The following is a 23,934-nucleotide window of genomic DNA, read 5'->3' on the forward strand; positions in this document are numbered from 1 at the left end:
GAGACACCTCTCACCATGAACACCGGCCCCGCGGCGACGAACAACCCGGCGGCGAGCTCCGCCCCCACGAGCGCGAACAGCGCCGTGGCGACGGCCGCCACCGCCATCGTCAACATCGCCAGCCTCGTCACGAACGACCCCTCCCTCGGTGATGGCAGCCCCCTTGGCCTGATCCAGGACGCGGCCGTCGTCATCGAGGGCGACCGTGTCGTCTGGGTCGGTGAATCAAGCAAAACACCCGCCACTGACAACAGGGTCGACGCGGCCGGCCGGGCCGTCCTCCCCGGCTTCGTCGACTCCCACTCCCACCTCGTCTTCGCGGGCGACCGCACCGCCGAGTTCAACGCCCGCATGTCCGGGCAGGCGTACGCGGCGGGCGGCATCCGCACGACCGTCGCCGCGACGAGGGCCGCCTCCGACGCGGACCTCTCCGCGAACGTGGCCCGCTTCATGCGGGAAGCCCTCCGCCAGGGCACGACCACCTTCGAGACGAAGTCCGGCTACGGCCTGACGGTCGAGGACGAGGCCCGTGCCCTGCGGATCGCGGCCGAGCACACCGACGAGGTGACCTACCTCGGCGCGCACATCGTCTCCCCGGACTACGCGGACGACCCGGCGGCCTACGTGGAGCTGGTGACGGGCGAGATGCTCGACGCCTGTTCCCCGTACGCCCGTTGGGTCGACGTCTTCTGCGAGAAGGGCGCCTTCGACGGCGACCAGGCCCGCGCGATCCTCACCGCGGGCAAGGCGAAGGGCCTGCACCCCCGGGTGCACGCCAACCAGCTGACGTACGGCCCCGGCGTGCAGCTGGCGGTGGAGCTGGACGCGGCGAGCGCCGACCACTGCACGCACCTGACGGACGCGGACGTGGACGCCCTGGCCTCCGGCAGCACGGTCGCGACGCTCCTCCCCGGCGCCGAGTTCTCCACCCGCGCCGAGTGGCCGAACGCCCGCCGCCTCCTGGACGCGGGCGTGACCGTCGCCCTCTCCACGGACTGCAACCCGGGCTCGTCCTTCACGTCCTCCGTCCCCTTCTGCATCGCCCTCGCGGTACGGGACATGGGCATGACCCCCGACGAGGCCGTCTGGTCCGCCACGGCCGGCGGCGCCGCCGCCCTCCGCCGCACGGACGTCGGCCGCCTCGCCCCCGGTGCCCGAGCCGACCTGACCTTCCTGGACGCCCCGTCCCACGTCCACCTGGCGTACCGCCCGGGCGTCCCGCTGGTGACGGAGGTCTGGCGCGCGGGCGTCCGCGTGTCCTGACGTCTGGGTAAGAGCGGTGGTCAGCCCTCCAGTTGATCACGGGTGCGGTTGAGTAGCGGTACTCATGTGGGCGGTCGGCGCCCGCCCACATGATTGCCGCATGAGAACACGCACCCGCTTCGTGAAGATCGCCATGGTGGCCGCGCTCGGCGGCATGGCCCTGTCCGCCTGCGGCACCGAGGGCTCCGCGGGCAAGTCCGTGGCCGCGGTTCCGGCCGTCACTCCGACCCCGACTCCGGAGCGGATGATCTCGGGGGACGCCCTGGAGACGCACCCCGACCCGGAGGTCCGGGTCCTGGCGCTGGCCACCCGGATCGCGAACGAGTGCGAGCCGGGCAGCATGCCCGAGCTGCCCGCCCTCCCGGCGGTCGACGACATCTCCGAGACGGTGGGCCCGGAGCAGCCGACGGAGAGCCCCGAGCCGGTCCCGCTCCCCCCGGACGTCCCCGAGCCGCCGTCCGCCGAGCCCACGAACGCCGGGCCGGCGGAGGAAGTGCCCCTGACCGGCATCGACAAGTGCATCGGGGACGCCCACGCCGAGCGCATCCGCAAGGCGTTCGGCGACACGCCCCCGGCCGACTACGCGGAGCTCAAGAAGGAGCTGGCCGCCCTGAACTACCTGCCGGAGTCCGTCCACCGGATGCCGGACCACGGGGGCGAGCCCCGGGCACGGATCGACCTCGGCGAACTGAGCCTGAACGTCAGGATGGTCCTGGACGTCACGGCCACCACGCGAGGGGTGACCGCCGACGCCTTCGGGGCTTCCCTGGAGCAGGACGTGGACATCACCAAGGTGAAGCGGAAGCCCGCCCTGGACGCCCCCAAGGCCTGACCGTCAGACGGCTGCCAGGGACCGCACGAGCGACTCCGCCTCCCCCAGAGCCGCCACCTCCCCGTCCGTCAGGTTCGGGTCCGCCGCCCGGCGCCTGCGGGCCGTCGCGAGGTGAGGGAGGAGCGGTGTGCGGGTGGCCGCGAGGAGCGCGGTGAGGCCCGCGCGGGCGCCGGGGGCGTACGGGGCGGGGGAGACCGCCACCTCCGCGAGGATCAGCGCGGACATCGCGTGGTCGAGCCCCGGCGGCAGGCCCACTTCCGCGGCCTCCCAGTCGATCACGACGGGGCCCCGGCCGGTCAGGACCACGTTCCCGGGGTGCAGGTCCAGATGGGCCGGCGGCGCGTCCGGCAGGGCGTGCAGCCTCGTCAGGAGCCCCGCGATCAGCTCCCCCGCCGGCTCCGGCTCGTACGCGCCGGAGAGCAGGGCGTCCAGCAGCGACGGTCCCGCAAGGCGCTCCATCAGCAGGTCGGGGCCCTCGGCGTGGAAGACGGCCGGGACCGGATAGCCCTGCCGTGCGAGCCGCTCCATGACCTCGGCCTCACGGGTCGCGTCGCCGCCGCTCCGGTTCCGGCGCAGGACCCGCGTCCCGTCTCCGGGCACCGCGAACACGTCCGCCGTCCTGCCCCGCCCGATGATCTCCAACTCGCCCGCCCCGTCCGTCGCTTGATCATCACTGCTCCCCGCCGTGTCCGCTCCTTCACGGGTTGGTCACGGAAAGACCGAGTATCCCTGCCTCCGAGGGTTGCGGACGGGTACCGTCCTGTCCTGGCAGCACTCAGGGGGTAGACCGGGGGGTCGGCAGGGTGAGCGCATTCCGTGTGCGGATCGTGAGGCCGGGGGAGCTGAGCGGGCGCGAGATCGAGGCGTGGCGGACACTGCGTGCGACGTCCGGAGCTCCCGCGAACCCCTTCATGGAACCGGAGTTCACCCGGGCCGTCGCCGAGGTGCGGCCCCGGTCGCGGGTCGCCGTGTGGTGGGAGGGGAACGAGCCGGTCGGCTTCTTCCCGTACGAGAAAGGCCCGTTGGGCCAGGGCCGGGCCATCGGCTTCGGCGTCTCCGACAGTCAGGGCGCCGTCCTGCGGCCCGGACTGCGGCCGGCCGCGCGGGCGGTCTCGCGGGCCTGCGGGATCGCGATGTGGGAGTTCGACAACCTGGAGGACGGTCAGCTCGTCTTCGCGGGCGCCGCCACCGAGTCCTTCGCCTCGCCCGTGATCGACGTCGGCGAGGGATACGCGGCCTACGAGGCGCTGCTGCGCGTCCAGTCGCCCAAGTTCCTCAAGACCACCCTCGCCAAGGAGCGCAAGCTCGGCCGCCAGGCGGACGGCGAGGTGCGCTTCGTCTTCGACGAGCGCGACCCGGCCGCCCTGCGCACCCTCATGGAGTGGAAGTCCGCCCAGTACCGGCGGACCGGCCGCGGCGACCGCTTCGCGAAGCAGTGGATCACCACCCTCGTCCGGCGCCTCCACGAGCAGCGCACGCCGGGCTGCTCCGGCGTCCTGTCCGTGCTGTACGTGGGGGAGCGGCCCATCGCCGCCCACTTCGGACTGCGCTCCGGGACCGTGCTGTCCTGCTGGTTCCCTTCGTACGACCCCGAGTTCGCGAAGTACTCGCCCGGCCTCGTCCTGCACCTGCGGATGGCCGAGGCCGCCGCGGCCGCCGGGATCGGACTGCTCGACCTGGGGCGCGGCGACGCCGAGTACAAGGACGCGCTGAAGACGGGCGAACTGACGGTGTACGAGGGGGCCGTCTTCGTCCCGGGCGCCCGGGCCGCCCTGCACTGGCTCGGGCGCGAGCCCGCCCGGCGGGCCCACAGCTTCGTCCGCAACCGGCCCGCGCTCGCGGCCCGGGCCCGGACCACTCTCAACGGGGTCGCCCGGCTGCGGGGAAACCGTTAGCCGCGGCCTGCCGGTGACGCCGTCCGCGGTGGTTCCGGCGTTATCGGCGCGGCCGAGCCCGCCGCATCCGTAGTCGTCGAGCCCGTGCCCGCCGCCGTACCTCCCTAGGGGATCCCCGTTGAGCAGCCGACCACCCCACCCCCGGTCCCACCCCCCATCCCTCCCGCCATCCCTCTCGGTCGCCGAGCTCGATCTCGCCGCGCCCGACGGGCCCGCCCTGTCCCTCCGTCCCGCGCCCGGCGGACCCGCCCTCGTGCCCGGTGACGTCTACGCGCTCGTACGGGTCGAGGGGCGTCCCGCCGCCACCGTCCTGGGCACGGTCGCGGAAGGCGACGACCCCGCCGAGGTGCTCACCGCCCTCGCCCGCGAGCGGCTCGCGGCGACCGGGCCCCGCGCCGACGCCGAGCGCCTCGCCGCCGTGCGGCCGCTCGCCCGGCCCGACGTCCTCGCCCGGAACCGGCAGGGGCTCACCCCGCCCCGTACGGCCGTGATCGTCGCCACCCGCGAGCGCCCCGAGCAGCTCGCCCGCGCCCTCGACTCGCTCCTCGCCCAGGACCACCCCGACCACGAGCTGATCGTCGTCGACAACGCGCCCCGCACCACCGACACCCACGACCTGGTCACCGGGAAGTACGCCGACCGCGTCCGGTACGTCCGCGAGGACACCCCCGGCCTCGCCGTCGCCCACAACACCGGCGCCGCCGCCTCCGACGCCACCGTCCTCGCCTTCACCGACGACGACGTGATCGCCGACCCGCACTGGCTGACCGCCCTCACCGAGCCCTTCGCCGCCGACCCCGGCCTCGGCTGCGTCACCGGCCTGATCCTGCCCGCCCGGCTGAGCACCCCCGCCCAGATCCTCCTCGAATCGCACGGCGGCTTCGCCAAGGGCTTCGCGCCCCGCCTGTACGACCCGGCCGAACCGCCCGCCGACGAACCGCTCTTCCCCTTCACCGCGGGCAGCTTCGGCTCCGGCGCCAACATGGCCTTCCGGGCCGCAGCCCTCCGCCGGGCCGGCGGCTTCGACCCGGCGACCGGCACCGGGACCCCGGCCAGGGGCGGCGACGACCTGTACGCCTTCGTCGCCGTCCTCTCCGCCGGCTTCCGCCTCCGCTACACGCCCGAGGCGCTCGTCTGGCACCACCACCGCGAGACCTGGCAGGACGTGCGGAACCAGGCGTACGGCTACGGCGCCGGCCTCACCGCCTACCTCACCGCGACCCTCGTCCGCCGCCCCCGCATGCTGCCCGCGCTCCTCACCCGGCTGCCGCGCGGCCTCGCGCACGCCCGCACGATGACCGCCCAGCGCGGCGGCGGGCACGAGGGGCAGGGAGTCCCCGGCGAGCACGGCACCCACCACCACCCCTGGCCCCGCAGCCTCTCCCGGCTGGAGCGACGCGGCATGCTCTACGGCCCGATCGGCTACCTGAAGGCCCGCACCCGGGGAGGGAAGCGATGACCGGTGCGCCCGTCCACACCCGGATACCCGTCCTCCTCTATCACGCCGTGATGGAGGACCCGCCCGACTGGATCGCCGAATTCACCGTCACGCCCAAGGAGTTCGCCTCCCAGCTCGACGCCATCGTCGCCAGCGGGCGCACCGCGATCACCGTCGGCACCCTCGCCGCCCACTTCGCGACCGGCGCCCCGCTGCCGCCCCGCCCCGTCGTCCTCACCTTCGACGACGGCTTCGCCGACCTCGTCGGGCCGACGGCCGAGGCGCTCGCCTCCCGCGCCCTGCCGTCCACCGCGTACCTCACCACCGGGGCCATCACCCCCGGCCGGCCCTGTCTGCTGCCGCCCGCGCCGATGATGACCCTCTCCCGGGCGCCGCGCCTGGAGGAGTACGGCATGGAGGTCGGCGCCCACACGGTCACCCACCCGCAGCTCGACACCCTTCCGCCCAACCTCCTGCGCCGCGAACTGCGCGACGCGAAGGCGGTCCTGGAGGACGTCCTCGGGCACGAGGTCCGGCACCTCGCCTACCCCCACGGCTACAACAGCCCGGCGGTACGACGGGCCGCCGCGGCCGCCGGATACGCCTCGGCCGTCGCCGTCCGGCACGCCCTCAGCTCGGCGGACGACGAGATCTACCGGATCGCCCGGCTCATCCTGCGCCGCGGGCACACGGTCGCGGACGTCGAGCGGTGGATGGAGGGGCGCGGCGCGAAGGCCGCGCCGTACCCGGACTCGCTGCCCACGATCGGGTGGCGGATGTACCGCCGGGCGCGCGGGCTACTCAACGGGCCCGAATTCGCCGGCTGAGTCACACCGCCCCACAAGATCATCAACTGCCTTGTCCGGGACGAGAGTTGAACCGGGGCACATAACCGAAGTACGTTCCCTTGCTCACCAAGGGGACATTGGGGGGAGAGCCGTCGTGCAGCACCAGCCGCCAACAACACCGGTGACCGGGGACGACGGCGTGCCGTCGCAGCCCTCCGGACGGGACCGCGAGGCCGCGGAGCGGGAAGCGGCGCGGGGCACGGAACGGGACACAGCGCGGGACACAGCGCGGGAAGCGGCGCGACGGGAAGCAGGGCCGGCGCCCGCCCCCCGGCCCCGGTCCGGCGCCCTCGCCGCGCTCCGCACCCCGGCCGCCCTCAACACCGCCCCGCTCGTCGTCGCCGCCGCGCTCTGGCTCTGGGCCCTGCCCCGCATCGACTTCCGGAGCATCGAGGAGTTCGGCCTCCTCGACCGCTTCCCCTTCGGCTTCTACGCGTCCCTCGCCGTCCTGACCGGCGGCTTCGTCCTCACCCTCCGCCGCGCCGGCACCGCGCCCCTCTGGCCCGCCACCTACTGCGCGGCGATGCTCGTCGCCCTCAAGGCGCCGCCCGCGATCCTCTACGACACCGTCCGCTACGCCTGGGCGTCCAAGCACGACGCGATCATCAGCAGGCTGCTCACCGAGGGCACCGTCCACCCCGGGCGGGAGCTCTCCGGCGGCATGTCCGCCTACGACCAGTGGCCCGGCTTCTTCTCCCTCGACGCGGCCCTCGTCCGCGCCTTCGGCGTCGACGCGGCCGCCTCCTTCATCAACTGGGCCCCGGTCGCGCTCGGTCTGCTCACCGTGCCCGTCCTCATCCTCGTCTACCGCACCTTCAGTGACGACTGGCGGCTCGTGTGGACCGGTGTGTGGATCTTCCAGCTGGCGAACTGGGTCGGCCAGGACTACCTCTCCCCGCAGGGCTTCTCCTACCTGCTCTACCTCACCGTCTTCGCCGTCGTCGTCCGGCACTTCGTCCTGCCCGGCTCGGCGGGCGCGCTCCGCGACCGCTCCGCGCTCGACCCGGCCGCCGCGGCCGTCCCGCCGCCCACGACGACCCGGCAGCGCGCGGTCGCCGTCCTCTTCCTCGTCCCGATCATCGCCACCATCAACGCCTCGCACCAGCTCACCCCCGTGATGCTGTGCGCGAGCCTCTTCGCCCTCTGCCTCACCCGCCGCTACCGCAACCTCGGGCTCCTCGCCACGACCGGCCTGATCATGCTGGTCTGGAACCTCACCATGGGCCGGGAGCTCTTCCTCGAAACCCTCGGAACCCTGCGCGAGAAGGCCGGCGACCTCCTCGGCAACTCCCGCCCCGGCTTCGCCGGCGACCCCACCGGCCCCGGACCGGAGCTCGTCGGCAGCGCCAACGTCCTGATGGTCCTCGCCCTCGGCGGGCTCGCCGTCGCCGCCGTACTGCTCCGCCGCAAGCTCGCCCGCAGCGCCCTGCCGCTCGTCCTCGCCGCCGCGGCGCCCCTCCCGATGTTCGCCGTCAACGACTACGGCGGCGAGATGATCTTCCGGGTCTACCTCTTCGGCCTGCCCGGCTCGGCCTTCTTCGCCGCCGCCGCGCTCGTCCCCGCCGTCGGGGCCGCGAGCCGCGCCGCCGCGATCGCCCGCCGCACGGCCGCCGTCGCCCTGCCCGTCACCCTCGTCGCCCTGCTCGCCGGCTTCCTGCCCTCGTACTACGGCAAGGAGGGCATGCACTACGCGCCGCCCGGCGAGACCGCGCTCACGCGCCGCGCCTTCGACCGGGCGCCCGAAGGGGCCCTGATCCTCGCCGCGACCGGAGCCTTCGCCGACTCGTACTACCGCTACGACCACTACGAGCGCTGGTTCTTCACCGAGCAGGAGGTCGACGAGAACCTCCGCATGCTGAAGGACCCGGCGACCTACCTCGCCGGCGGCATCCCCGCGGGCCGCCCGGCGTACGTGATCCTCACCCCCACCCAGGGCGAGGCCGTCATCGGCGAGGGCTACCTCCCGGAGGGCGGCTTCGACACCCTCCGCGACGCGCTCAAGAGATCACCGCTCTTCGCCGTCGTGGAAGAGAGCCCGTACGGACTCGTCCTCCGCTACCGGCCCACCACCACCGGCTGACCCGGCACGCCCGGCACACACCCGGACCGCCCGCGAACACGCACACCCGCACGCACGAGGAGTAGGTAGCCATGGCCGGCCCACGTCTGACCCCGCGAGTCCAGCGCAGAGCCGCCCTCGCGGCCTCCGGATGGATCGCCCTCGCCGCCACCGCGTTCCCCGGCGGCTCCCCGCTGCGCTGGATCCCCATCCTCGCGTTCGTCGTCCTCGCGCCGGGCCTCGCGCTGCTGCTCCCGCAGCCCCTCGGGCTGCGGCCCGGCGCCCGCCTGGAGGCCCTGGCGCTCGCCGCGCCCGTCAGCCTCTCCGTGGCCACGCTCACCGCGACCGCCCTGTTCCTGACGAAGGCCTTCTCGCTCACCGCCTTCCTCGTCGCCCTCGCCCTCTTCGTGAGCGTCGCCGCCACCCTGCCCGGGGTGCCCCTGCCCGCCGCCACGCGCGGCGCCGTCGAACGGGACGGCGCCCGCACCTCCGGGGGGCTCACGGCCCGGTTCCGCAAACGAAGGACCGGTGGAGGCGCATGACCGGGCGCCACGGCAGGGGCGACCCCTGGGCCCGGCTCGCCATCGCCCTCGCCGCCGTCGGCGCGCTGACCGCCGGCATAGGCGTCTGGTCGACCCTCTCCGAGGACGACGACCGCTGCGCGCCCGACACCCTGCTCGTCGCACCGTGCGGCGCCTGGTGGGGCGCGTACATCCCGTACGACAAGGACAGTTCGCTCACCCGGCCGGTGTACGCCTTCGAGAAGAAGATCGGCCGCAGGCTCGACCTCGTCTACACGTACCACGACATGTCGGGGAGCAAGGCCGACGGCGAGCTGCTCACCCCCGACGAGCGGGAGCTCGGCCGCGACCGGCTCCTCATGCTCGCCTGGGAGTCCACGGTGTGGACCGAGAAGCACCACGCCGACTGGACCGAGAAGCAGCTGGGCTGGAAGAACATCGCCGCCGGCACCTACGACACCTCGGTCATCGACCCGCAGGCCCTCCGGATCAAGGAATACGGCAAGCGGGTCTTCTTCGCCTTCGACCAGGAGGCCGACTTCCGCATCGAGCAGGGCGCCGGGACCCCGGAGGAGTACGTCGCCGCCTACCGCCACGTCCGGGACCGCTTCCAGAAGCTGGGCGTCACCAACGTCGTATGGGTCTGGACCGTCTCCGGCTGGCTCGGCAACGCCGCCCTGATGAAGCGGCTCTACCCCGGCGACGCCTACGTCGACTGGCTCGGCATGGACCAGTACAACTACTACCTCTGCCACAAGTCGCCGAACTGGCTCGACTTCGACAAGAGCCAACGCCCCAGCTACGACTGGCTCCGGAAGAACATCTCCGCCGACAAGCCCGTCATGCTCTCCGAGTTCGCCACCGCCCCCGACCCGAAACGGCCCGAGCGGCAGCGCGACTGGTACAAGGAGATCCCCGGGGTGGCGCCGACACTGCCGGAGGCGAAGGCGTACGTGCACTGGAACCGCGCCGTGCCCGGGCCCGGTTGTGACCTGACGGTCGACTCCGGGCCGGGCCTTGAGGGGTACCGGATCGCCGGCCGGGACCCGTACTTCAAGCAGCCCCTACCGCGCCGCTGACGACTCCTAACGCCGCCCCGCCGCCAGACCGCGGAAGGCGCAGACCGCCATCGTGGCCCCGGCCAGGCCCAGGAAGAGCGGGAGCGGGGCGGCGGCGAAGGCCTGCTGGCCCGCCCAGCCGGCCCAGACGAGCACCCACACCACCCCGGCCGTGACCCGCTCGCCCACGCCCAGCACCCGCAGCAGCAGGGCCGCGAGCAACAGGCACAGCGCCTGCAGCACGATCGGGGCCGCCGAGCTCGCCGACTCGCCGGTCCCACCGAGGAGTTCCGCGCCCGGACCGCCCGCCTCCGCCGGCCGCAGGCCCAGCAGCGGCGGCGCGGTGTGCAGCGCGAGGAACGTGGCGAGCAGGACCGTTCCGGCGAAAGCCGGCCGGAAGACGCGGAGACCGACGGCGGCGCCCTGGAGGGCGACGAGCAACAGCCCCGCGAGGAGCGTGACCGGCGGGAGCGCGGTCAGCAGACCCGTCCCGGAGAGCCGCTCCACGTCCAGCACGCCGGTTCCGGCGAGCGGGAGCCAGAACAGCACGGCGGCCAGACCCAGGCACAGCCAGAGCCCCAGCAGGAGCCGGCTCGCCGCCCGGTCCGGCGCGTCCGGCCGGTCCGCGGCTCCCGCCTCCCGCCGCACGGGGGCGACCGCCGGCCCGTCCGTCCGCTGCCGCGGTACGTACACGGGGATGCCGAACGCCGGCGTCACCGAGTCGTGCGTCCCCCGCAGATAGGCGCTCTCCCGCGCCCAGTTCGTGCCGTACCCGTCCTCCGCGCGCTCCTTCACCCGCGCGGCGGCCCGCGCCCCCTCGGACGGCACCCGGCCCTTGAGCGTGGCCCGCAGGCCCGGCACGGTCACCACCGCCATCAGCGTCATCGAGCCGAGGACGGCCCACCCCGCACCGGCGATGCCGTACGGCCCCAGGAGGACGACCGCGCTGCCGAGCACCAGGACGCACATCGCGCCCTGGAGGGCGGCGAGCATGCCCGTACGCCCCTGGACGCGCAGCACCCCGATGTACAGCTCGACGGCGACCCGCGGGAGCGCGGCGGCGGCGAGCAGCCGCAGCACCGTCGTGCCGTTCTCGGCGTAGTCCTCGCCGAAGGGCGTCAGGAGCACCGGCGCGAGCACGACGAGCACGAACACGACGGGCACGAGCAGCAGCACCATGCGGCGCAGCGCGCCCCGCACGCCCTCGGCGAGGGACTCGGGGCTGTGCGAGGCGTGCGCGGTGAGCGAGGAGGCCATGTTGATGGCCATGAACTCCATCGTGCCGCCGACGGTGTACGCCGTGTAGAAGAAGGCGTTGTGGGCGGCGTCGAAACGGACCGCGACCATCATCGGCAGCAGGCTGATCATCAGCAGGCTGAAGATCGAGCCGACGGAGTCCCCGGCGAGGAAACGGCCGATCTCGCGCATCGTCGGCGGCTCGCGGTCCCGGTCGGCGTGCGCCTGCCGGGGGATCAGACGCCGGAAGACGAGCCAGCCGACCGGCACCACGGAGAGCGCGATCGCCGCCGCCCAGGAGACGAAGACGCCGAGCACCGGCAGCCCGACGGCGAGGACGACGAGCAGCACGAGCTTGCCGAGCGAGAAGACGGCGTTGCCGACGGGCACCCAGATCGCCCGTCTGAGCCCCGTGAGGACCGCGTCCTGGAGGGTGAGCAGCGCCCAGCCGATGCTGGCGGCCGTGAAGAAGATCCCGGCGGACACGGTGCCGAGCGGGGCGTACGACGGTCCCCACCAGTCCAGGGTGAGCAGGAAGACGCCGCAGGCGACGCCCACGACCGCCGTGCTCACCAGGTAGAGGCGGACCACGAGCGGCCCGGTGGCACGCCCGGCCCGGGGCACATACCGGACGACGGCGCCGGTCAGCGTCGTCGCCGTGAGGGAGGCGAGCATCCGCTGGGCGGCGATGGCGGCGGAGCCCTGGCCGACCGCCTCCTCCGTGTAGTAGCGGGCCGCGACCAGCCAGAAGCCGAGCCCGAGGGCGGCGGAGACGCCGGTGGAGAGCATCAGCGCGTAGGCGTTGCGGAACATGGAGCGGTCGCCGTCGGCCTGCGTCCCGGTCTTCGCCTCGGGCTCGGCGGCCTCCGCCGTGGACTCTGCGGCCGCCGGGTCGTCCGTCGCCCGCAGCCGTACGGTGTCGGTCACCGGGCGCCGCCGGGGGCCTCCGACAGGCGGGCGGGGCGGGTCCCGGCCGCGCGCAGCACACCGAGGACCTCGTCCGCGCGGCGCGGGTCCACCGGCAGGGCGTGCCGGGCGAACCGGGCGGCGGCCTCCGGCGCGGGGGAGAGGTCGGTGAACGCCTCGCCCGCGTAGCCGTCGAGCGGCGGATCGTAGATGTAGCCGGTGGTGATCCGGCGCCGGGCGAGGGCGGCGATCGCCGCGTCCCGGTCCTCGACGAGCAGCGGCACCCGGAACAGCGGCTGGGCCGGCGCGTCCTGAGCCGCCCCGGGCGTGCCGTACTCGCTCGACAGGAGCCGGGCCGTGCCCGCGCGGTGGGCGGCGAGGACGCCGTCGAGCCGGGCCAGCTTCCGGGTGGTGCGGCGGAGCCGCCCGGGGCCCGGCCGGAGCCGGTAGGCGTGCATGTCGACCCGGACCCAGGAGTGGAAGGGGTCGAGCGCGGGCGCCGCCGGCAGGGCCCGCCGCAGCTCGTCGGCGCGGAGCGGCATCCGGATCTCCTCCCGCTCCTCCATCCCGAGCAGCCGTACCGCCGCGCGCGCGGCCCGGACGAGCCGCGTGCCGCGCAGGGCGGCCTCCGCGTACGGCCGCGCCAGGTAGGCGAGTTCGTCGACCGTACGCGTCGGGTGCAGCAACGCGTCGCGCGCGGCCGCGAGTTCCTCGCGCAGCGCCGGGTCGGCGAGGGCGAGGAAGCCGCCGGTCTTGGCCGCGGTGTGCTTCGAGAGACTGAAGACGGACGCCTCGCCGTACGTGCCGACCGGGCGCCCGCCGACGGTGGAGCCGATCGCGTGGGCGGCGTCCTCGATCAGCGGGATGCCGAGCCGGTCGCAGTGGGCCCGCAGCTCCGGTGCCGGGTCGGGATTCCCGTACAGATTGGTCGTGAGGACGGCGGACAGGCCGCGCCAGACGGACTCGGGGACGGCCGCCGTGTCGATCGAGCCGTCCCGGGGGTCGAGCGGGGCCTGCACCGGGCGGAGTCCGGCGGCGAGCACGACGAAGAAGATGACGTCGTCGTTGACCGGCGACATCAGCACCCGGCCGCCGGGCTCGCACCAGTGGCGCAGCGCGAGGTAGAGACCGAGGCGGCACGACGGCACGTAGAGGCACTCCCTGCCCCCGAGCCGGTCGCGCATCCGCCCTTCCAGTTCCGCGTACGCAGAAACCATGTGATTCCCCCCTGAATCCCCGGGCTCAATGTGGCCCAATCCGGACGGCGCGTCAACAAGGCCTCCGGGTCACGCGGTTGGCTCTCCGCGTGGTCATGCGGAAGGGCCCGTCCGGGCCTCTCCACGTGGTCGTGCGGAAGGGCCCGTCCGGGTCGTCAGACCGTGAACGGGCCCTTTCCTCGGCCATCTTGACGGCTCGGGGAAGCCGGCGGAGGTCATTCCTCCAGAGTGAGGCCGCGGCGCAGCCTGGCGAGCGTGCGGGAGAGCAGCCGCGAGACGTGCATCTGCGAGATGCCGAGCTCCGCGCCGATCTCCGACTGGGTCAGGCCGGTGACGAAGCGGAGGGAGAGGATGTGCCGGTCGCGGGCGGGCAGCGAGGCGATCATCGGCTTGAGGGAGGCGATGTACTCGATCCCGGTGAGCCCGTCGTCCTCGTAGCCGAGCCGGTCGGCGAGCGAGTTGTCCCCGCTGCCGGCCTCGTCCTCCTCGGTCCTGGCGTCCAGCGAGCTCGCGGTGTACGCGTTGCTGGCGGTCATGCCCTCGACGACCTCCTCCGGGGAGATCCCGAGCTCCGCCGCGAGTTCGGCGACGGTGGGGGCGCGGTCGAGGCGCTGGGCGAGCGCGTCGCCGACCCTCGCGAGGTCGAGCCGGAGCTCCTGGAGCCTGCGGGGCACGTGCACGGACCACGAGGTGTCGCGGAAGAACCGCTTGATCTCGCCGATGATGGTCGGCATCGCGAAGGTCGGGAACTCGACGCCGCGGGTCAGTTCGAAGCGGTCGATCGCCTTGATGAGGCCGATCGTGCCGACCTGGACGATGTCCTCCATCGGCTCGCTGCGGCTGCCGAACCGGGCGGCGGCGAACTTCACGAGGGCCAGGTTGAGTTCGACGAGCGTGTTGCGGACGTACGCGTGGTCGTGGGTGCCCTCCTCCAGTACGGCGAGCCGCGCGAAGAGCTGCTTCGACAGGGCGCGCGCGTCGACCGCGCCGATGCGGTCGAGGGGTACGTCGGGCAGGTCGGGGACGGCTGTGCGCTGGGTGGGCAGGTGGTCGAGGGGGACTGCTGCCGACGGCGCGTCGGGGGTACGCGGAACGTCGAGCCGGGGTGACATGGGTCTCCTTCGTCGTTCTTCTGCTGCGGTTTGCGGCGCCTCCGAGGCCGTTGTATCGGGTGTTCCTTAGGTGTTCTCTTCTAGCCCTACCTGGTCAACCGCGATGGTTGCAAGTGCCAATAATCCGTTTTGGGCAGGTTTGTGTGGGCCGTGTGTGCACGGAAGGGTGCCCCGCTTGTAGGGTTCGACGGACGTCAGTCGGCATCCGCGAGAGCGAGAAGAGGCACGGCCATGGACCGCCAGCACATCGGCAGCGCGCAACCCGCGCGCCTGCGGGTCGAGGTCCGGAGCGTGGACGCGGCGAGCGAACTCCTCACACCCGTGGGTGAGCTGGATCACCACACCGCCGAACTGCTGCGCGCCCCGCTGGACGCCGCGCTCGACGCGGGCCGGTCGCGGCTCGTCGTCGACTGCGCGGGCCTCGACTTCTGCGACTCGACCGGGCTCAACGTGCTGCTCGGCGCCCGGCTGAGGGCGGACGCCGCGGGTGGCGGGGTCCATCTGGTGGGGATGCGGCCGGCGGTCGCCAGGGTGTTCCACATCACCGGTGCCGAGGCCGTCTTCACCCTGCACGACACGCTCGACACGGCCCTCCCCGGTTGAGGCGGGCGGGCCCGTCCGGCAACCGGCGCCCGCACACCCTGTTCGACCCGCACGTCCCGCCCCTCTGTCTCGTCAATCGGTGAGGTGAAGCGCTGATGGACCAAGCTTCCGACGTCCGTACGCTCGCCCTCGGCGAGACCAGCGGCACCGTGCCGCTCGCCCGTGACTTCACACGGTCGGCGCTCCAGGAGTGGGGCTGGCTCCCGGCCGCGACCGCGGACCGCAGGGCCGCCGCGGAGGACGTCCTGCTCGTCGTCTCCGAACTCGTCACCAACGCCTGCCTCCACGCCGAGGGCCCCGAGCGCCTGCGCGTCCTGCGCGGCCCCGACGTCGTCCGCCTCGAAGTCACCGACCGAGGCGCCGGCCAGCCCGCCCCCCGCACCCCCCACCGCTCCGGACGCCCCGGCGGTCACGGCATGTTCATCGTCCAGCGCCTCTGCCTGGACTGGGGCATCGACCGCACCCCCGGCGCCCCCGGCAAAACGGTCTGGGCCGAACTGGCCGCACCCGCCTAGGACTTTCACCCGCTCGTCGGGAGGGCGGAGCCGGACCAGGTGAACATTCGTACGGACTTGTCCCGCGTAGGGCGGACAGGCGCGCGAACAGACGCGGGAGTGCGGCCGGGCCGTCTACGGTGACGCGTCATGACGGCATCCCCATCCACGGGCTCAGGTCAGGCCCGGCAGGCCGGGGAGAAGGTCGAGGGCGCCGGGCACGCCCGGTGGACGTTCCGGCTGCGGGTGTCGGTCACCGCTCAGGCCGCGTTGACGGCCGAGTGGGATCGGTGCCGCTGGGTGTGGAACGAGTGCGTCGCGAAGTCGAGGCAGGTCCACGCCTGGAACCAGGCGCGCCCCGAAGGGAGCGGTCTGCGGACGTGTGGTCCGGCGCAGCTGGACCGGATGCTGACCGAGGCGCGGAAGAGCGGCGGCTGGCTGCGGGAAGGGAGTTGTGTCCCGCAGCAGCAGGTCATCCGGGACTTCGGCAGGTCCAGGGCGAAAGCGCAGAAGGACATCCGGGAGCGGGTGGGGCAGCGGCGTCGGGCGGGGATGCCGACGCTCAAGAAGAAGCGTGAGGCGTTGCCGTCCCTGAACTACACGCGGCGCGGTTTCCGGGTGAAGGATGGCCGTCTGCACCTGGCCGGGGGCATCGTCCTGAGTGTGGTGTGGTCCAGGGCCTTGCTCGCCGCCCCCTCGTCGGTGCGGGTCCACCAGGACAGTCTCGGGCACTGGTACGCCAGTTTCGTCGTCCCCGCTCTCGTCGAGCCGCTGCCCAGGACGGGGGCGGTGATCGGTATCGACTGGGGTGTGACGCAGACCGCGACCACCACCTCCGACGCCCACGACCTGCCCCACGCCGAGCACGGCAGGAAGGCCGAGGAGAAACTGGCCCGCTATGACCGGATGATGGCCCGCCGCGGGCCGAAGAAGGGGCACGCTGGATCGAAGGGGTATCGCGAGGCCAAGCGGCTGCGCGCGAAGGTGCACAAGAAGGTCGCCCGCCGGCGCCAGGACACCGGACGCAAGTGGGCCAAGGCGGTGGTCCGTGACCACGACGCGCTCGCCGTCGAGGACTTCCGGCCGAAGTTCCTGGCGAAGACGACCATGGCCAGGAAGGCCGCCGACGCCGCCATCGGCGCCACGAAGCAGGCCCTGATCGAGATGGGCCGCAAGCACGGCAGGGCCGTGCATCTGATTCATCCCGCGTACACCACGATGGACTGCGCGCAGTGCGGAGCGAGAGCCAAGCACGCACTGCCGCTGGGTGAGCGCACCTACACCTGCGGCGCCTGTGGAGCCGAAGCCCCCAGAGACAAGAACTCCGCACGCGTCATGCTCGTCCGGGCAGGTCTGAACCCGGCTGGTGCCGATCGCGGAAGACCAGCCCAGGCGCCGCCTGGGACGGCAGCGTGAGCCAGAAATCCCCACCCACCCTTGAAGGCGAGAATCTCCCTTCAAGGAGGGGAGCATTCAAAAGTTCACCCGTTCCCTTCCCTCCGTGAGGCCCCAGGCGTACCTTGACGGCCAATCTGAAAGACCGTCAGTTACGTTGCGGTGAGGGGTGCTCGGGGTGTCCAAGGTGCCGAACCGAAGGAGAACGGCCGCCGGTCTCACGGCGGCGGTCGCGGTGGCGGGTGCCGCCGTGCTGGTCGGTGCGCCGGCCGCCCAGGCGACCGTCGTCGATGTGAACTACGCGTGCGTGACGAAGATCGGGCCGAAGAGCGCCGTCTCGCCCGTCGATATCAAGGCCGTCAAGAGCGGCAGCGGCTACACGATCACCATGTCCTTCGAGAAGGGCGTCTCCGACAGCCCGATCGAACTCCCCAAGGGAGTCATGACCCCGCGCGCCGAGCTCGTCCTCGGCGGGGCCGCCGAGGGCACGGTGAAGGTCAAGGGGACGCCGAACACGGTGGCCATCCCGCCGGACACCCCGATCAGCATCGGGACGCTGACCGGGACGTTCACGCCGAAGAAGAACGGCAAGGTCACCTTCACGGCCGGCAAGCTCATCGTGCACGCCCTCGGCATGGACGCGGCCGAATGCACCCCGAAGAACAACCCCAAGCCCTCGCTGGAACTCGACGTGACCGGTCTCGCGGGCGGCGGCGACGCCCCGCCGGCCGATGACGGCAACGGCGAGGACGACGACAACGGCTCCGGGACCGAACTGCCCAAGACCGGCCCGCTCGACTCCGCCATGGCGCTCGGGACCCTCGGCGGAACGGTCCTGCTGACCGGCGCCGCCGGAGTCCTCTGGCTCACGCGGCGCACGGCACGCTGATGCGGGCGGCGGTGCGCTCCGGTCTCGTCGCCGCCGCGACCGCCCTCGTCGGCGTGGTCGCGGCGACTCCCCCCGGGGACGCCTGGACGGCGGCGCCCGCCGCCGGGCGGCCGTACGCCTATCTGGAGGGTCCCGCGGGGAGCGTCCTCCAGGACACCCTGTCGGTGACCAACCCGGGCGCGCGGCCGCTCACCGTACGGCTCGCGGGGAAGGGCGCGCCGGTGGCCTTCGCCGCGCGGACCGTCACCGTGCCGGCCAGGACCCGCGCGGACGTGCCGTTCGCCGTGACCGTCACCGCCGACACCCCGCCCGGCGACCACCGGGGCACCGTGCGCGCCACGGCCGCCGGCCGCGAGCTGAGCGTGGAGCTGCTCCTGCGGGTGAGCGGCCCGCGCCTCGCCGCGCTCACCGTCGAGGACGTCGGCGTCGACGAGGCCACCGGCGCCCTGCGCTACACCCTGGTCAACCGCGGGACGACGGTCCTCGCCCCGACCCTCGCGGTCCGTGCCGAGGGGCTCCTCGGCACGGTCCTCGACCGGCCGGAGCGCGCCCTGCCGCTCACCCTGCGCCCCGGCGAGCGGACCACCCGCACAGAACCCTGGCCCGATCCGCCCTCCCTCGACTCCGTCACCGTCCGGCTGACCGCCGGCGCCCCCGGCGCGGCCCCCGCCACCGCCCGTACCGAGGCCGCCTTCGCCGACGGCCCCGCGCTCGCGGGCGCGGTCGGGGTGCTCCTCGTGGCGGCGGGCGGCGGGGCGTACGGGATCCGGTACCGGTTCCGGTACGGGAAGCGGCGGCGCGGCGGGCCCCGTACCCAGCGAGCGTCGACGGGAGCGACAACATGAGGCCGACGAGGCCGACGAAGCCGACGAGGTGGACACCGACCGCCGCCGCGCTGCTCACGGCGCTCCTCACGGTCCTCGCCCTCGCGCTGCCGCCCGCCGCCCCCGCGACGGCGGCGCCCGGGCCCGTCGTCGAGCTCTCGCAGGCCGAGGGCGGCAAGGGCGGCACGGTCACCGTCAGCGGCAGCGGCTGGAAACCGGGCGCGCTGCTCATGCTCCTGATCTGCGGCCAGTCCGCGCCCGGCAAGGGCGTCATCGGCGGCACCAACTCCTGTGCCAACAGCGAGGGCCGGGCCGCCACCGTCGACGCCAGGGGAGCCTTCAGTACGAAACTCCCGGTCTCCGAACCGCCGAAGCCCTGCCCCTGCGTGGTGCACGTGGCCGGCGTGACGGGCCAGCAGGACGCGGTGGACAAGGAGTTCACGGTCGCCGGACATCCCACGGCCCCGCTCCCGGAGGCCTCGGGGAACGGCCGGCTCGCCGTCCTCGCCTCCGTCCGCCTCGACGGCTCCAGCGGCCTCCTCGTCTGGTTCGGCGCGCCCCCGCGCCGGGAGGTCGTCTTCACCGTCGGCAACCTCGGCTCGGCGCCCGTCAAGGACCCGGTCTTCGAAGTCGGTACGAGCCACGGCGTCTTCGCGCCGCAGTACGAGGAACGCCAGTGGCGCGGCACGATCGAACCCGGCAAGAAGGCCCTGGTGCGGCTCCCGGCCGAGCTCACGGTGGGCGCGCACGGCGACTACCAGGTCTCCGTGCGGTACGCGGGCAAGGTCCTGGTCGAGCAGCCGTGGGGCGTGGGCCGCCCCTGGGGCGTGACGCTCTTCTGGGTGCTGCTCGCCGTCGTCGTGCCGGCGGCGCTCTTCCGGATCGGGATGGCCGTCGTCGACCGCACCCGCCCCGCCGCCGGCCGTCCCGCCCACGGCCGCTCCGCCGGCCGCCCCGCCGCCCGCCTTCCCCGTACGGCCGCGCTCCGCCGCCGTACCCGCGCGTCCGTCCCCGCCCCCGCGACCGGGGAAGCGAGGGACGACGAACCGACCACGGTCCTGCCGTGGTTCAGCCCTGACTCCGCACCGTCAGCGCCAGAGAGCAGTCCGACGACGAAGGGACATGCGTGAGTACGCAACGGAGGATGAGCGCGGCCGGGGTCGCGCTGATGCTCGGCGGCGCGGGGATCCTGATTTCCGCCGGCCCTGCACAGGCCGCCGAGGTCTCGTACAAGACGGAGTGCATCCCGCCGTCCATCTCCGGGCTCCCGCCCGTGCAGGGCACCACGAAGGTGCTCATCACCGCACCGGCGGAGGCCAAGGTCGGCGACGAGGTCGAGATCGTCTGGAAGACGGTCCAGGCCGCCTCGAAGAACCCCGACGTGCTCGACCTCGGAGCGGACACGGTCAAGCCGAGCGGTGTCCTGAAGGTGGGCGGCGCGGGGAGCGGCACCGTCGCGATGGAGGGGCCGCGGAAGAATCCGCCGATCCCCAAGAACAGCGCGATGGTGCTGCCCGAGATGAAGGGGAAGCTGAAGCTGGACAAGGCGGGCGACATCACGCTGACGCCCGACAAGTACACGATCAACGTGTCCAAGCCGCTGTCGACGGACACGAAGTGCACGCCGAAGGAAGCGGTCCCGGTCGGCGCGACGATCAAGGTGACGGCGGCCGGGGGCAGCAGCTCCGGCGGCACGACCTCCGGTGGCAGCTCCGGCTCCACCACGACGACAGGTGGCAGCACGACCACCTCGGGCGGAAGCAGTACGACCACCTCCGGTGGCAGCACCACGACCACCTCGGGCGGCGGCTCCACCACCGAGGGCCACACGGGCACCGGCGGCACCGGCAGTTCGACGTCCACCTCGGGCGGCAGCAGCACGACCACTTCCGGAGGAAGCTCCAGCTCGGCCGGCGGCTCCTCCGGCGGCAGCGGGGGCCAGACAGACTTCCCCGGCAAGGAGGTCACCGTCGCCTTCACCTGCACGTCCCCCGGCCCGCCGAACATCAACTCCAAGGTGACGATCAGCGCGAAGAAGAACGGCGCCGTGTACGACCTCACGGTCAAGACGGCCAAGGGCGTCATGAACAGCCCCGCTCCCCTCCCCAAGGGAGCTCTCGTCCCCACCATGGCGGTCAAGATCGGCGGGGCCGACAGCGGCACGGTGACGGTCACCGGCGCACCCAACTCCACCGCGGTCGCGGCGGGCGCTCCGGTGAGCCTGGAGGACATGAAGGGCACGTACAAGCCCGGCGCGACCGGGAAGTCCACGCTGAGCCCGGGCGCGCTGACCATCAAGGTCACGCTCGGCGAGGCGAAGATGGAGATCCCCTGCCAGGTCAAGGGCGCGGTGAAGGCCTCCCTGGAGCTGGACACGAGCAAGCAGGCCGGCGGGGCGAGCGGCGGCTCGGACGGCGGATCGAGCGGATCGGGCTCCGGCTCGGGCTCGTCCTCCGGAGGCTCGTCCTCCGGCGGCAGCGCGGCGGACTCCGGCGGTTCCTCCGGTGAGAACCTCGCCGAGACCGGCGCCGAGAGCGACGGCGCCCTGCGCGCCCTCGCCCTGGTCGCGGGCACGGTGATCCTCATCGGCGGCGCGGTGTTCACCTTCACGCCGTGGGCGCGTCTGAGGCGCTGACGGCGCGGATGACGGCGAAGGCCGCCGCACCGGGGGTGGTGCGGCGGCCTTCGCGTGTCCGTGCGGGGGGAACGGCGTCAGTGGACGCTGCCCATGAGCCCCTGGACCTTCTTGCGGTACATGTAGATCGCGATGCCCGCGAGGACGGCCAATGAGGCTTCCATCGCGATGATCCCCGTCCCGTTGAGGTCGACGCCGGCGAGCGAGAGCAGGCCGGTGGTGCAGTCGCCCGCGGTGACGGCGAGGAACCAGACGCCCATCATCTGGGAGGCGTACTTCTGCGGCGCCATCTTCGTCGTGACGGAGAGGCCGACGGGGGAGAGGCACAGCTCACCGATGGTCTGGATCATGTAGATCGAGACGAGCCACATCGGGGAGACCTTGGTGCCGTCGCCCGCCATGTTCATCGGGACGATGAAGACGAAGAAGGACGCGCCGACCAGGACGAGACCCATCGCGAACTTCACGATGGTGTTCGGCTCCTGGTTCTTGCGGGCCAGCCACAGCCACAGCCAGGCGAAGACCGGGGCCAGCGCCATGACGAAGAGCGGGTTCAGGGACTGGTACCAGGTGGCCGGGAAGCCGAAGCCGAAGACGCTGTCGGAGGTCTTGCCGTCGGCGAAGAGCGCCAGGGTCGAGCCGCCCTGGTCGTAGATCATCCAGAAGACGGCGGCGGCGACGAAGAACCAGATGTAGCCGGTCATCTTCGACTGCTCGGTCTTGTCGAGGTCCTTGTCGCGCTTGATGCGGACGAGGACGGCGACCGGGATGATCAGGCCGGCGAGGGTGATCGGGACGAGCGCCCAGTTCAGGGTGTACATGCCCAGGGCCACGACGACGCCGTAGAAGACGGCGACGAGCACGGTGACGAGCGAGACCTTGACCAGGATGGCCTTCCGCTCGTCGGAGGAGAGCGGGTTCGGGACGACGTTGCTCTTCGGGCTCAGGCTCTTGCTGAACGAGAGGAAGCAGGCGAGGCCGAGGGCCATGCCGGCGGCGGCCAGGGCGAAGCCCAGGTGCCAGTTGACCTTCTCGCCGATGGTGCCGACGACGAAGGGCGCGACGAAGGCACCGAGGTTGATGCCGATGTAGAAGAGCGTGAAGCCACCGTCACGGCGCGGGTCGTCCGGGCCGTCGTAGAGGTGGCCGACCATCGTCGAGATGTTGGCCTTGAGGAGGCCGGAGCCGGCCGCGACGAGCGCGAGGCCGAGGAAGAACATCGCCTGGCCGGGGAGGGCCAGCGAGACGTGACCGGCGATGATCACGAAACCGGCGATGGTGACGGTCTTGCGGGCGCCCCAGACGCGGTCGCCGAACCATCCGCCGGGCATGGCCATCAGGTAGACCATCGACACGTACACGGAGTAGATCGCCGTGGCCGTGGCCGCGGTCATCGCGAGGCCGCCGCCCTGGCTGCCGGTGGCCGCGTCCGCGCCGCCGGAGACCAGGTACAGAACGAGAAGGGCCCTCATGCCGTAGTAGGAGAAGCGCTCCCACATCTCGGTGAAGAAGAGGGTGGCCAGGCCGCGGGGGTGGCCGAGGAACGTCTTCCCGGAACCAGGGGTTCCGGTCGAAGCCGTCGTCAGGCTGGACGCCATGTCGATCCTTGCTCTGTCGGGACGCTCGCTTTGTGAGCGGGGTGCGCCCGGTGGGGGAGGCCGGCACCGGCAGAGCCGTTGGACTCCACCGGGATCCACGCCCCGGGAGGCGCGTCATCGCGTCCCGGAACCCGGCCCACAGGTCGTTCACTGTCCTCGAGGCCGGCGGAGCCGACCTCACGCAGAAAGAGGACCTTGGCGCATGAAGCTGGCCAAAGGTCCCCGATTACCGCTACAGACGTCGAGCCACCATACGACACGACAGTGCCGGATATGGAAGGACTTGAGAGATGGATCACAGGCAGTAGTGCAACCGCGCATGGTCATTCGAAGGTCATGAACAGGATGCCCGCAGGATCCCCAGGGGCCAACCGGGTCGAACGGATCCCGCCACGGCCCGGCGGCCGTGCGGACTACCATCACCCCATGACCCGTGTACTGCTCGCCGAGGACGACGCATCCATCTCGGAGCCGCTGGCCCGCGCCCTGCGGAGAGAGGGGTACGAGGTCGAGGTCCGCGAGGACGGCCCGACCGCCCTCGACGCCGGACTCCAGGGCGGAGTGGACCTGGTCGTGCTCGACCTGGGGCTGCCCGGCATGGACGGCCTGGAGGTCGCCCGACGGCTGCGCGCCGAGGGCCACGCGGTCCCGATCCTGGTCCTCACCGCGCGGGCGGACGAGGTCGACACCGTCGTCGGACTCGACGCGGGCGCCGACGACTACGTCACCAAGCCCTTCCGCCTCGCCGAACTCCTCGCCCGGGTCCGGGCCCTGCTCCGGCGCGGCTCCAGCGAGCCCGTCGTCGCCCCCTCGACCCACGGCGTCCGGATCGACGTCGAGTCGCACCGCGCCTGGATGGGCGACGAGGAGCTCCAGCTCACGGCCAAGGAGTTCGACCTCCTCCGGGTGCTGGTCCGGGACGCCGGCCGGGTCGTCACCCGCGACCAGCTGATGCGCGAGGTCTGGGACACCACCTGGTGGTCCTCCACGAAGACCCTCGACATGCACATCTCCTGGCTCCGCAAGAAGCTCGGCGACGACGCCGCCAACCCGCGCTACATCGCCACCGTGCGCGGAGTCGGCTTCCGCTTCGAAAAGAGCTAGGAAAGCG

At 72.8% G+C, this 23,934-nt stretch carries 21 protein-coding genes; 16 read left to right on the forward strand and 5 right to left on the reverse strand.

All coding sequences use genetic code 11. The features are described 5' to 3' along the window. The first annotated feature begins 15 nt into the window (after positions 1-15). Positions 16-1,263, forward strand: coding sequence for an imidazolonepropionase (gene hutI, locus ASC82_RS19385; RefSeq protein ID WP_056649389.1), 1,248 nt, complete (start codon positions 16-18; stop codon positions 1,261-1,263). 100 nt (positions 1,264-1,363) lie between these two features. Then, the gene (locus ASC82_RS19390; protein ID WP_056649392.1) at positions 1,364-2,095 is read left to right on the forward strand and encodes a hypothetical protein; all 732 of its coding nucleotides are present in this window, start codon (positions 1,364-1,366) and stop codon (positions 2,093-2,095) included. 3 nt (positions 2,096-2,098) lie between these two features. On the opposite strand, the gene ASC82_RS19395 is transcribed toward ASC82_RS19390, so the two are convergent. Continuing rightward, positions 2,099-2,737: a phosphotransferase gene (locus ASC82_RS19395; protein WP_056649395.1), complete on the reverse strand. Its 639-nt coding sequence runs from the start codon at positions 2,735-2,737 to the stop codon at positions 2,099-2,101. Between the two features lie 161 nt (positions 2,738-2,898). Between ASC82_RS19395 and ASC82_RS19400 the strand changes: the two genes are divergently transcribed. The 6 genes from ASC82_RS19400 (at position 2,899) to ASC82_RS19425 (ending at position 9,935) form a co-directional block, all read left to right on the forward strand. Beyond that, positions 2,899-3,990, forward strand: coding sequence for a GNAT family N-acetyltransferase (locus tag ASC82_RS19400; protein ID WP_056649398.1), 1,092 nt, complete (start codon positions 2,899-2,901; stop codon positions 3,988-3,990). A gap of 118 nt (positions 3,991-4,108) precedes the next feature. Next, positions 4,109-5,449: a glycosyltransferase family 2 protein gene (locus ASC82_RS19405; RefSeq protein ID WP_056649401.1), complete on the forward strand. Its 1,341-nt coding sequence runs from the start codon at positions 4,109-4,111 to the stop codon at positions 5,447-5,449. Beyond that, positions 5,446-6,255 carry a polysaccharide deacetylase family protein gene (locus ASC82_RS19410; protein ID WP_056649404.1) on the forward strand — a complete coding sequence of 270 codons (810 nt, stop codon included), beginning with the start codon at positions 5,446-5,448 and terminating at the stop codon, positions 6,253-6,255. Before ASC82_RS19405 ends, ASC82_RS19410 begins: the two co-directional genes overlap by 4 nt. 115 nt (positions 6,256-6,370) lie before the next feature. After that, positions 6,371-8,356, forward strand: a complete 1,986-nt coding sequence (locus ASC82_RS19415; protein ID WP_056649408.1) for a hypothetical protein — start codon at positions 6,371-6,373, stop codon at positions 8,354-8,356. Between the two features lie 71 nt (positions 8,357-8,427). Continuing rightward, complete coding sequence (locus ASC82_RS19420) at positions 8,428-8,877, forward strand: hypothetical protein (RefSeq protein ID WP_056649411.1); 450 nt, start codon at positions 8,428-8,430, stop codon at positions 8,875-8,877. Beyond that, positions 8,874-9,935, forward strand: a complete 1,062-nt coding sequence (locus ASC82_RS19425; RefSeq protein ID WP_199862569.1) for a glycosyl hydrolase — start codon at positions 8,874-8,876, stop codon at positions 9,933-9,935. The genes ASC82_RS19420 and ASC82_RS19425 overlap by 4 nt, the downstream gene beginning before the upstream one ends. Before the next feature lie 6 nt (positions 9,936-9,941). Here the strand turns inward: ASC82_RS19425 and ASC82_RS19430 are convergent, their stop codons facing one another. The 3 genes from ASC82_RS19430 to ASC82_RS19440 form a co-directional block, all read right to left on the reverse strand. Beyond that, positions 9,942-12,077 (reverse strand): hypothetical protein, encoded by a 2,136-nt coding sequence (locus tag ASC82_RS19430; protein ID WP_056649415.1) that lies wholly within the window; start codon positions 12,075-12,077, stop codon positions 9,942-9,944. Further along, positions 12,074-13,273: a DegT/DnrJ/EryC1/StrS family aminotransferase gene (locus ASC82_RS19435; protein ID WP_079039368.1), complete on the reverse strand. Its 1,200-nt coding sequence runs from the start codon at positions 13,271-13,273 to the stop codon at positions 12,074-12,076. The genes ASC82_RS19430 and ASC82_RS19435 overlap by 4 nt, the downstream gene beginning before the upstream one ends. A gap of 215 nt (positions 13,274-13,488) precedes the next feature. Next, complete coding sequence (locus tag ASC82_RS19440) at positions 13,489-14,385, reverse strand: RNA polymerase sigma factor SigF (RefSeq protein ID WP_056649420.1); 897 nt, start codon at positions 14,383-14,385, stop codon at positions 13,489-13,491. A 231-nt stretch (positions 14,386-14,616) separates the two neighbouring features. On the opposite strand from ASC82_RS19440, the gene ASC82_RS19445 reads away from it, so the two are divergent. The 7 genes from ASC82_RS19445 (at position 14,617) to ASC82_RS19475 (ending at position 21,225) form a co-directional block, all read left to right on the forward strand. Continuing rightward, complete coding sequence (locus tag ASC82_RS19445) at positions 14,617-14,988, forward strand: STAS domain-containing protein (protein WP_056649424.1); 372 nt, start codon at positions 14,617-14,619, stop codon at positions 14,986-14,988. Positions 14,989-15,083: 95 nt separating this feature from the next. Next, complete coding sequence (locus tag ASC82_RS19450) at positions 15,084-15,503, forward strand: ATP-binding protein (protein ID WP_056649426.1); 420 nt, start codon at positions 15,084-15,086, stop codon at positions 15,501-15,503. 129 nt (positions 15,504-15,632) lie between these two features. Further along, positions 15,633-16,898 (forward strand): RNA-guided endonuclease TnpB family protein, encoded by a 1,266-nt coding sequence (locus tag ASC82_RS19455; protein WP_056649429.1) that lies wholly within the window; start codon positions 15,633-15,635, stop codon positions 16,896-16,898. 166 nt (positions 16,899-17,064) lie between these two features. Next, on the forward strand, positions 17,065-17,766 hold the full coding sequence (locus tag ASC82_RS19460) for a peptidase (RefSeq protein WP_056649658.1): 702 nt from the start codon (positions 17,065-17,067) through the stop codon (positions 17,764-17,766). Continuing rightward, positions 17,766-18,611, forward strand: coding sequence for a hypothetical protein (locus ASC82_RS19465; protein ID WP_056649432.1), 846 nt, complete (start codon positions 17,766-17,768; stop codon positions 18,609-18,611). The genes ASC82_RS19460 and ASC82_RS19465 overlap by 1 nt, the downstream gene beginning before the upstream one ends. Continuing rightward, a complete protein-coding gene (locus ASC82_RS19470; RefSeq protein WP_056649435.1) occupies positions 18,608-19,720 on the forward strand; it encodes a neocarzinostatin apoprotein domain-containing protein in 1,113 nt (370 codons plus the stop codon). The genes ASC82_RS19465 and ASC82_RS19470 overlap by 4 nt, the downstream gene beginning before the upstream one ends. A 14-nt stretch (positions 19,721-19,734) precedes the next feature. Beyond that, positions 19,735-21,225 (forward strand): hypothetical protein, encoded by a 1,491-nt coding sequence (locus ASC82_RS19475; RefSeq protein ID WP_056649438.1) that lies wholly within the window; start codon positions 19,735-19,737, stop codon positions 21,223-21,225. 77 nt (positions 21,226-21,302) lie between these two features. On the opposite strand, the gene ASC82_RS19480 is transcribed toward ASC82_RS19475, so the two are convergent. Then, a complete protein-coding gene (locus tag ASC82_RS19480; RefSeq protein ID WP_056649441.1) occupies positions 21,303-22,823 on the reverse strand; it encodes an oligopeptide:H+ symporter in 1,521 nt (506 codons plus the stop codon). A 426-nt stretch (positions 22,824-23,249) separates the two neighbouring features. Between ASC82_RS19480 and ASC82_RS19485 the strand changes: the two genes are divergently transcribed. Then, positions 23,250-23,927, forward strand: a complete 678-nt coding sequence (locus ASC82_RS19485; protein ID WP_024757648.1) for a response regulator transcription factor — start codon at positions 23,250-23,252, stop codon at positions 23,925-23,927. The last annotated feature ends 7 nt before the right edge of the window (positions 23,928-23,934 follow it).

Origin of the sequence: Streptomyces sp. Root431 (genome assembly GCF_001426585.1) — a bacterium.
Classification (GTDB): Bacteria; Actinomycetota; Actinomycetes; order Streptomycetales; family Streptomycetaceae; genus Streptomyces; species Streptomyces stackebrandtii.

What these genes read in the sequence shown, in the direction of transcription:
- hutI (WP_056649389.1), top strand. Translation starts at nt 16, where the DNA reads ATGAACACCGGCCCCGCGGCGACGAACAACCCGGCGGCGAGCTCCGCC.
- ASC82_RS19390 (WP_056649392.1), top strand. Translation starts at nt 1,364, where the DNA reads ATGAGAACACGCACCCGCTTCGTGAAGATCGCCATGGTGGCCGCGCTC.
- ASC82_RS19410 (WP_056649404.1), top strand. Translation starts at nt 5,446, where the DNA reads ATGACCGGTGCGCCCGTCCACACCCGGATACCCGTCCTCCTCTATCAC.
- ASC82_RS19420 (WP_056649411.1), top strand. Translation starts at nt 8,428, where the DNA reads ATGGCCGGCCCACGTCTGACCCCGCGAGTCCAGCGCAGAGCCGCCCTC.
- ASC82_RS19425 (WP_199862569.1), top strand. Translation starts at nt 8,874, where the DNA reads ATGACCGGGCGCCACGGCAGGGGCGACCCCTGGGCCCGGCTCGCCATC.
- ASC82_RS19435 (WP_079039368.1), bottom strand. Translation starts at nt 13,273, where the DNA reads ATGGTTTCTGCGTACGCGGAACTGGAAGGGCGGATGCGCGACCGGCTC.
- ASC82_RS19440 (WP_056649420.1), bottom strand. Translation starts at nt 14,385, where the DNA reads ATGTCACCCCGGCTCGACGTTCCGCGTACCCCCGACGCGCCGTCGGCA.
- ASC82_RS19445 (WP_056649424.1), top strand. Translation starts at nt 14,617, where the DNA reads ATGGACCGCCAGCACATCGGCAGCGCGCAACCCGCGCGCCTGCGGGTC.
- ASC82_RS19450 (WP_056649426.1), top strand. Translation starts at nt 15,084, where the DNA reads ATGGACCAAGCTTCCGACGTCCGTACGCTCGCCCTCGGCGAGACCAGC.
- ASC82_RS19455 (WP_056649429.1), top strand. Translation starts at nt 15,633, where the DNA reads ATGACGGCATCCCCATCCACGGGCTCAGGTCAGGCCCGGCAGGCCGGG.
- ASC82_RS19465 (WP_056649432.1), top strand. Translation starts at nt 17,766, where the DNA reads ATGCGGGCGGCGGTGCGCTCCGGTCTCGTCGCCGCCGCGACCGCCCTC.
- ASC82_RS19470 (WP_056649435.1), top strand. Translation starts at nt 18,608, where the DNA reads ATGAGGCCGACGAGGCCGACGAAGCCGACGAGGTGGACACCGACCGCC.
- ASC82_RS19475 (WP_056649438.1), top strand. Translation starts at nt 19,735, where the DNA reads ATGAGCGCGGCCGGGGTCGCGCTGATGCTCGGCGGCGCGGGGATCCTG.
- ASC82_RS19480 (WP_056649441.1), bottom strand. Translation starts at nt 22,823, where the DNA reads ATGGCGTCCAGCCTGACGACGGCTTCGACCGGAACCCCTGGTTCCGGG.
- ASC82_RS19485 (WP_024757648.1), top strand. Translation starts at nt 23,250, where the DNA reads ATGACCCGTGTACTGCTCGCCGAGGACGACGCATCCATCTCGGAGCCG.